This window comes from Thermomonas sp. (assembly GCF_020850895.1).
Classification (GTDB): domain Bacteria; phylum Pseudomonadota; class Gammaproteobacteria; order Xanthomonadales; family Xanthomonadaceae; genus Thermomonas.
The window spans coordinates 20,490-28,323 of record NZ_JADZDS010000104.1; the positions used below are offsets into that span (position 1 = coordinate 20,490).

General features: G+C 65.7%; 7 protein-coding genes. 1 reads left to right on the forward strand and 6 read right to left on the reverse strand.

Annotated features, from left to right (window positions below; translation table 11 throughout):
- Positions 1-176: 176 nt before the first annotated feature.
- Positions 177-2,093 (reverse strand): M61 family peptidase, encoded by a 1,917-nt coding sequence (locus IT472_RS09265; RefSeq protein ID WP_297181132.1) that lies wholly within the window; start codon positions 2,091-2,093, stop codon positions 177-179.
- Between the two features lie 130 nt (positions 2,094-2,223).
- Between IT472_RS09265 and IT472_RS09270 the strand changes: the two genes are divergently transcribed.
- Entirely contained in the window at positions 2,224-2,532 is a 309-nt protein-coding gene (locus tag IT472_RS09270; RefSeq protein ID WP_297181134.1) for an I78 family peptidase inhibitor, read from the forward strand.
- A gap of 17 nt (positions 2,533-2,549) precedes the next feature.
- On the opposite strand, the gene IT472_RS09275 is transcribed toward IT472_RS09270, so the two are convergent.
- The 5 genes from IT472_RS09275 to IT472_RS09295 form a co-directional block, all read right to left on the reverse strand.
- Positions 2,550-3,143 (reverse strand): DUF2239 family protein, encoded by a 594-nt coding sequence (locus tag IT472_RS09275; RefSeq protein ID WP_297181135.1) that lies wholly within the window; start codon positions 3,141-3,143, stop codon positions 2,550-2,552.
- A 75-nt stretch (positions 3,144-3,218) separates the two neighbouring features.
- Positions 3,219-3,815, reverse strand: coding sequence for a GTP cyclohydrolase I FolE (folE, locus tag IT472_RS09280; protein ID WP_297181137.1), 597 nt, complete (start codon positions 3,813-3,815; stop codon positions 3,219-3,221).
- 69 nt (positions 3,816-3,884) lie between these two features.
- A complete protein-coding gene (locus IT472_RS09285) occupies positions 3,885-5,690 on the reverse strand; it encodes a hypothetical protein (RefSeq protein ID WP_297181139.1) in 1,806 nt (601 codons plus the stop codon).
- A gap of 38 nt (positions 5,691-5,728) precedes the next feature.
- Positions 5,729-7,351 (reverse strand): acyl-CoA dehydrogenase family protein, encoded by a 1,623-nt coding sequence (locus IT472_RS09290; RefSeq protein ID WP_297181142.1) that lies wholly within the window; start codon positions 7,349-7,351, stop codon positions 5,729-5,731.
- Positions 7,352-7,464: 113 nt separating this feature from the next.
- A complete protein-coding gene (locus IT472_RS09295) occupies positions 7,465-7,815 on the reverse strand; it encodes a hypothetical protein (RefSeq protein ID WP_297181144.1) in 351 nt (116 codons plus the stop codon).
- Positions 7,816-7,834 lie beyond the last annotated feature (19 nt).

Here is a 7,834-nt window from a genome sequence, read left to right on the forward strand (position 1 = left end):
CGCGGCAATCGACTGCTCGAAACCGCCATCGCGACGCCATGCGTCGTGCAGTCACGCGGGCAAGACCCCCAGCAGCCTTGGCCACGGCTGCCGGTCCGTCGGGCCAGGGACAGATCCGTTCGTCCGCCTCAGGCCCGCGGCGCAGGCCGCGGGCTTGGGGCGTGATCGCACCGGCCTTACTTGCGCGCGGTCAGGATCGGCGTCAGGTAGTCGGGACGACCTTCGATGCGCTCCAGGTGCGGGTAGCGCAGGCCGTCGTGGTAGTCGATCCGCACCGTGCGGTAGCGGTCGAATTCCTTGACCAGCAGCTCGATCGGCGCGGTCGTGCCCTTGGCCGCCTTGACCGCGTCTTCCAGCACGTCCTGCGAATACGCCTGGCCGTTGACCGCAATCACTGTCGTGCCGCTGCCGATGCCGGCATTGAAGGCCGGGCTGTCCCAGCGCACGTCGGAAATCACGCCGTCCTTGCCGATGGTCAGGCCCAGCGAATACACGAAATCGGCGCCGCCCCAGCGCGGGCTGGCGCTGCCCTTGGCATAGGGATTGGGGCTGTCCTTGAACACCAACCGCCAGCCCGCCGCCTCGATTCCGCCGGTCAGGCCGACCCGGCCATCCAGACGCTCCCGCAGGAAGGTTGCCCAGTCGTAAGGCAGCACGCCGTTCAGGGTGGCCACCACGTCGTCGAAGGTGTAGGTGTTCTGCACCTTCCATTCGCCATCGTTGACACCGAAGAAGGCATGGGCGAAATCATCCAGCGATTTCTTGCCGCCGGTCTTGCTGCGGATCAGCGCGTCGGCCTCCAACCAGATCATCTGGCCCGCGGAGTAGTAGTCCTCGCTCATCTGGTAGTTGCGATAGGCGAGCGGGGCGCGGCTGGCGATGATCGGGTCGTTGGTGGTGTCCTGCACATTGCGCCAGCTCAGGCCCGGGCGGTTTTCCGCATAGGTGGCGGCGACCAGCGCCAGCGCGTCGATCGAGGCCGGCAGCGGGCGCATGCCGCTGCGTGCGGCCAGCACATTGCCCCAGTACTGGGTCTGGCCTTCGTAGACCCACAGCAGGCTGTCCTGCATCGGCACGTTGAGGTTGGGCACCCACAGATCGGCCGGGCGGCGGTACTTGCCGTTCCAGGAATGGGTGAATTCGTGCGCCAGCAAGTCGGTGAAGCCGGTCTTGTCCCTCCAGTCGGTGAAATAGCCAGTCCCAACGCCGTTCTCGCTGGAACGCTGGTGTTCCAGCCCGTTGCCGCCCATCTGGTCGGACAGCGAGAACAGGAACTGGTAGTGGTCGAAGTGCTGGGCGCCGAACAGCTTGAACGCCTGTTCGACCATGGCCTTGTGAATGGCAATCTGGTCTGGCTTGGCTTCCAGGTATTTCGGCGCATCCGCGACCACGCCCAGATGCACCGGGCGCTGGCTGCCGGCCGGGGTCAGGTCGATCTGGCGGGTGTAGCGACCGGCATACACGGGCGAGTCAACTAGGATGTCGAACGGCACGTCCTGGTAGTTGACCGTGTTGCCGGTGCGGCCCTCTTCGTCGAGTGCGGTGAACGCGGTCCAGCCGGCCGGGTAGGTGACGCGCGGATCGACCATGATCCGGTGCATGTAGTGGCCGGCCGGGTACAGCGCGGTGGAGATGAACTGCAGGTTGAGCATGTTCGGCGTCATCACCACGCGCCCTTGCGCGCCGGTGGTCGGGGTGAGGAAGTCGAACTCGACCACGATCTCCGAGGCGCCCTCCGGCACGGTGACGTGGAACGCGGCGACATTCAGCGGGTCACGCTTCCATTCCAGTTCCCGGCCGTTGGCCTTGAAGGTGATGCCCGCCACCTTGTCGAGCGAACCGCGCGGGGTATGACCGCCCGGGATCCACATCGGATACAGCAGGGTCAATGCACCGGGCGTGGCCGGGATGGTCTCGCGGACCTTGAAGATGCGCTGGCTGAGGTTGGTGGCATCCACTTCAAGCCGGATGGTGCCGGGGTAGGGCACGTCCTGCGGTGGCTGCACCGCTCCCGAGGCGTTCTGGGCATAGGCGCCGGCACTGCCGGCCATCAACAGCGGCAGGGCAAGCGGCAGCAGGCATTGGCGGATCATGGAACGCTCCGGTGGATGGTCAAACCCGGATCCTAACGGCTGATTCCGCCCGCTTCCTCTGCCGAAAGCCATGCAAGCCCGATTCAGCCGCGTTCTGGCAGGATGCGCTGCGTCCTGTCGGAGAAGACCCGTGCGCCTGCTTTCCCTGTGTTTGCCCTTGCTGCTGGTGGCCTGCGCCGCGCCGTCGCCCTCCAACCAGGCACCCAACGATCAAGCACCCGCCGCCAGCCCGGCCCTGACCTGCAAGGCCGACGCCGCGCAGAGTCTGGTCGGCCAGCCGGCCACGCCGAGCAATATCGAAGCCGCCCGGATTGCTGCCGGTGCCGCCAGCGTGCGCGTGCTCGGACCGACCGACCCGATGACCCTGGATTTCCGCGACGACCGCCTGAATGTCATCAAGGACGCCGCCGGCGCAATCGCGAAGATCAGCTGCGGCTGACGGACTGACGGAAGGTTTCAGCCGCCGAATGCGTCGGTGGCCAGCCACAGCGCGTGCTCGCGCACGTCCTCGGGCCAGGCCAGCAATTGGTTTTCGAAACGGCCGGCATCGCCGGCAAACAGCGCGCGGGCGGCGTCTTCGAAGCCCGGCGCGTCGCCCGCCATCACCAGCATGAATCGGTAGGTTGCCTCCTGCGCGGCGCGACGCCGGTCTTCCCCGGCCGACACCTTGCGCGCCTCGTCCACCAATCTCCGCAGGGCCACCGAGGCCCCGCCCGGCTGCGCCGCCAGCCAATCCCAGTGCCGTGGCAACAAGGTCACTTCACGTGGCACCACGCCCAGTTTCGGGCGGCCGGGCGGGCGCTTGTAAGGATGTGCATTGCCCGTATCGGCCCGTACTTCAGGGTATTCGATCAAGCGCAGCAGATCGACGGTCGGGAGTTCCAAGGGCAACTCGACGGTCTGTCCTCCGGCATCCTCGAACACCCGCAATGGCCGCTCAGGGTGGGTATCGAAAACCTGCTTTGCCTTCATGGCAACGTGCCGAAGTTCGCCAGTGGCGATCCGGGTCGATCCGGAAAAAGCGGTGCAACGCAGCGCTGGATTGAGCATGGCAGCCTGTCGAGGAAATCCTTATATTACCCGGATAAATACAGAAAAGCGATGTCCTCAGCCTCCGCCCTGCCATCAGCGTCCGGATTCCACCGCAATGAACTGCAGGAACTCGGTGCGGGTGCGGGCGTCTTCCTGGAAGCTGCCGAGCATCCGCGAGGTCACCATCCCCACCCCACGCTTGTGGATGCCGCGGGTGGTCATGCATTCGTGCGAGCCCACCGCCACCACGCCCACGCCCAGCGGCTGCAGCGCGCGCTGAATGCAGTCGGCGATCTGCGCGGTCATCTTTTCCTGCACCTGGAAGCGCCGCGCGTAGGCCTCGACCACCCGCGCCAGCTTGCTGATCCCCACCACCTTGCCGTTGGGCAGGTAGCCGATGTGGACCTTGCCGATGATCGGCGCCATGTGGTGCTCGCAGTGGCTTTCGAACTGGATGTCGCGCAGCACCACCATGCCGTCGTAGCCGCCGACGTGCTCGAAGGTGCGCTGCAGGTAATCATCCGGATCCAACGCATAGCCGGCGAACCATTCGCCGTAGGCATCGACCACCCGCTGCGGGGTGTCCAGCAGCCCTTCGCGGCTCGGGTCGTCCCCGGCCCATTTCAACAGCGTGCGCACGGCGTCTTCGGCCTGACTGCGGGTGATGTCGTGGCGAATCTCTTCGGTCATGAGCGCTCTCGCAAAAGTGCATGTTAGCGCGTCACCGCGTGATCGCAGCGCAAAACCGGCAGTGACCGATCAAGGCGCGGCGCAGCTCGCCATCCGCATGTCCCCATTCGCATTGATGACAATCGCGCCCAAACCTGCGGTCTGCACCAGCAGGCTGTCAGGAGCAACCCGATAGGACGCGCGTGGCGCACCGGGCAGTCTGCGCCAAACCGCGGATTGCCAATGGCCATCCGCATCTGCCTTGAGCTCCAGAATGGCGCCCTCGTTCCGGGACAAATGGGCCAGCCCGATGGTGGCAATGATGCGCGTTCCAAGGTGATAGACATCCTCGACGTTTTCATCCGCGACGCGCTGAACGTCCCCCTTGTCCGAAATGAAAACCAGCTCACCGCCCCACTCCCCGCGATTGCTCCCGGCAAGCCACCCCCCTTCAACCCGCAAGGCAACATCCGGCGTCTGCCGGATCGGCTGTCGATGCACCAGCAGGTTGTCCGGACGGACGTCCACGATGTCTCTGCCCTGCGCTCTTTGCTCGGCTTCATCGGCCGCCCCAACGCTGACGATTTCGCTCGGGTAGGCCAGCCGTTGCAGTTGCGCCGCTGCCGACGCGGCATACAGTTTTGCTTCCGGGGGTTCACGCACGGCCTGCTCACGGAACTGTTCGCAGTCGGGGAGGCTGGTTGGCGGCGGGTAAAACGGGACAAACACGTACAGGTTTCCGCGTTTGGGTGTTGGCGGCTCGACTCCGGACCGGATGCTCTCCGCCGCTTTGCGCGCGGCATCGCGGGCCGGCGGATACCAGTGCGCTGAGGCCGTCCGGTCCAACGCAGCCAGCGCGGAGGTTGCCTGAAGTTGCGCCAGCGCAGCGGCGGCCACCATGGGCATGCGCGGATCCACAACGTCATCCAGCGCAGCAACCAACTCCGGGATCGCCTCGGAATAGCCGATATAGCCCAAGGTGGCCGCCGCTTCGAGACGCAATTCCTCTCGCTCCTTGAAGATCGAACGCACGGTGGGCCCGGCTTCACGGCCGGCCCGTCCGACCTGTGCCAAATCAACCAGCGTCATCGCCTCCGGCGCCTCCGCCAATTGCCTTGCGAAGATCTCGCCAGCGGCAGCGGAGTGAATGCCCACCAGTGCCGTGTCAATCCATGCCGCCATGTGCCGAGCTTGGTCGCGTTCGCGCAGCAAGTCGTGCTCCAGCCCCAGGCCATCTTCTCCGAGCGCTGCAATCATCCACAACGCGCCGCGCGCCACGTGCGGGGTGGCCGTCCTGTCCAAGGCAATTGCCAGCAGCGGCGGGCCGATTTCAGCCCTTTCGGGCCCCAACTCGGCCAGAACGAAACGCAACAGATCGTACGTAGTGTCCTTGCACGCAGGCCGGCAGCGCGCATATTCCAGCAGAAAAGGGAAAGCCCGACGCCCGAGAAGGTGCAGTGCGTAGGCCTCCTGGTTCCCCGGCGAACTGTCGGATGCCATGTATCTGTCCACGGCCTCCTTCGCCGCTTCGGCCGTACCGATCCTAGCCAGCGCAGGGGCAAGCCAGCCAAGCCCGCGATCTAGACCCCTCTGGATTTGCGGCAAATAGACCGGCTTGATCACTGGCGCATCGCGCAATGCGTAAGCCGCCAGTTCAGCGACCGCCTCGTCAGGGTCTTCGAGCAACGGCACCAAGGCATCAACTCCCCCCGGCAGCGCGACGATCCGCTGTACCACACGTTCTTCATCCGGCCCCATGCCTGCGTATCGGTCCTGATGCCGGGCAAGTGCTTGTGATCGCAACTGCTGGATGCAGGCAGGCAGGTCATGGCAGGCATCGGGTGTTGTCGTTTCGGCCTGCCCGGCCGGAAGCACCAGCAGGAGCGCAACCACCACGCGCCATCGCCACAAGGCCCGGCTTCCGTAGTGGCTTTTCAAACCCCGACTCGCGCCAGCGCAGCTTCGATGGCCTCCGCCGAGGCCAAGCCGCCGAAGCAGGCGGTGTGACCGCCCAGCCGGCTGGCGCACCAGTGCGCGGCCAGCGGATGGCCGGCGCGCAGCAGGGTGGCGCCCTGCAGCAGCAGCGCCAGGCGCTCGACGAGGGCGCGCGCGCCAGCCTCGTCGGTACCAGCCGCCAGCTGTGCCAGGCCCGCCTGCAACACCGTATCAAAGTGTGGATCGTGCCCTGCGGCGGCCTGCAATTCCGCGCCCAGCGCCTCGCCGGTTTCCGGCTCGCGGCCCAGCGCACGCAGCACGTCGAGGCACTGGATGTTGCTGCAGCCTTCCCAGATCGCATTCAATGGCGACTGCCGGAACAACCTCGGCATCCCCGATTCCTCGATGTAACCGAGACCGCCGACGCATTCCTGTGCTTCGGCGGCCACCATCGAGGCGCGCTTGCAGATCCAGAACTTGCCGATTGCGGTGGCCACCCGCGCCAGCGCGGCTTCGTGCGGATCCTGCGGCGCACGATCGACCGCCCCGGCCACCCGCAGCGCCAGCGCGGTGGCGGCTTCCGATTCCAGCGCCAGATCGGCCAGCACGTTGCGCATCAGCGGCTGATCGAGCAGACGCTTGCCGAACGCATGGCGGTGGCTGACGTGGTGGAGGACGCGCCGCAGCGCCATCCGCATCAGGCCGGCCGAGCCCAGCATGCAATCAAGCCGGGTCAGCATCACCATCTCCAGGATGGTGGCAACCCCACGGCCTTCCTCGCCGATCAAGCACGCCCAGGCATTCTCGAACTCGACCTCGGACGAAGCATTCGACCAGTCGCCCTGCTTGTCCTTCAGCCTGAGCAGGCGCAGCGCATTGACCGTGCCGTCAGGCCGCCAACGCGGCAGCAGGAAGCAGCTCAGGCCACCGGGTGCCTGCGCCAGCACCAGAAAGCCATCCGACATCGGCGCCGAGAAGAACCATTTGTGGCCGACCAGCAGGTATTCACCGATGGCGGCGAGCGGGGTGGCGCGGGTGGAATTGCTGCGCACATCGCTGCCTCCCTGCTTCTCGGTCATGCCCATGCCGAGGGTGACACCCTGCTTGTCGTGGATCGGCACGAAGCGCGGGTCGTAGTGCGGTGCCGCGGCCTTGTCTGCCCATTCCCGCAGTGCCGGGTTCTGGCGCAGCACCGGCACGCCGGCATGGGTCATGGTCAGCGGGCAACTGCTGCCCGGTTCGCCCTGATAGTGCAGATAGCTCAGCGCGGCGCGGACAACGTGCGCGCCGGGCTGCGGCTGCGCCCACGACCACCCGGCAACGCCGTGGGCGATCGCCGTGCCCATCACTTCGTGGTAGGCCGGATGGAACTCGACCCGATCGAGGCGCCGACCGTAGGCGTCGTAGGCGATCAGGCGCGGGCGGTCACGGTGGGCGTCATCGGCCAGCTGCAGCAATCGCGTGCCGGCGACCTGGCCGTACTCGACAAGCTGCGGAGCAAACGTTTCACCACCTTCACGAAAAACCGCCTCGCGCAGTCCGGCGTCGTCCATCCAGATGTTGCAGGCGCCGAACGGAGGCGGCTGGTTATCGACGCGGTGGGTTGCAAACGTCTCTTGCATCACGATGCCCCCAATGACGTTCCGTCGAGGCTACTCCAGTTGAATTGGAGCAATTACTCGGTCAACGGTGCTCGCGCTGCAGGAAGCTGCTGGATCCACGGCGACATCCCCGATCAGGGACGGTCCTGCCATTCCAGCATCTGGTTCAGATCCAGCGAAAATCCCTTGAGCTGTTCGCGCGAGATTTCGACGGCCACTGCAGCCTTGCCGTTCAATTTCCAGATGTGGTTGCCACTTTGCGCATTGACGAATTCGACGGTCACCCTGCCGCCGGAAGGCCACGTCAGGATGTAGGCAAAGTGGCCGTTGATCTCTGTCTGCTGCTTGTGGCAACGACCCGAATACGTCACGTCCCGGCTCAGGTCGGTGTAATCACAGGAATGCGTTTCGAACACCGGCTTGGCGGCATGCACGGGTGATGCGGCCATGAGGAGCGTGGTGGCGAGAAGGCAAGGCGTTTTCATGGCAGGCTCCGGGCTCGGG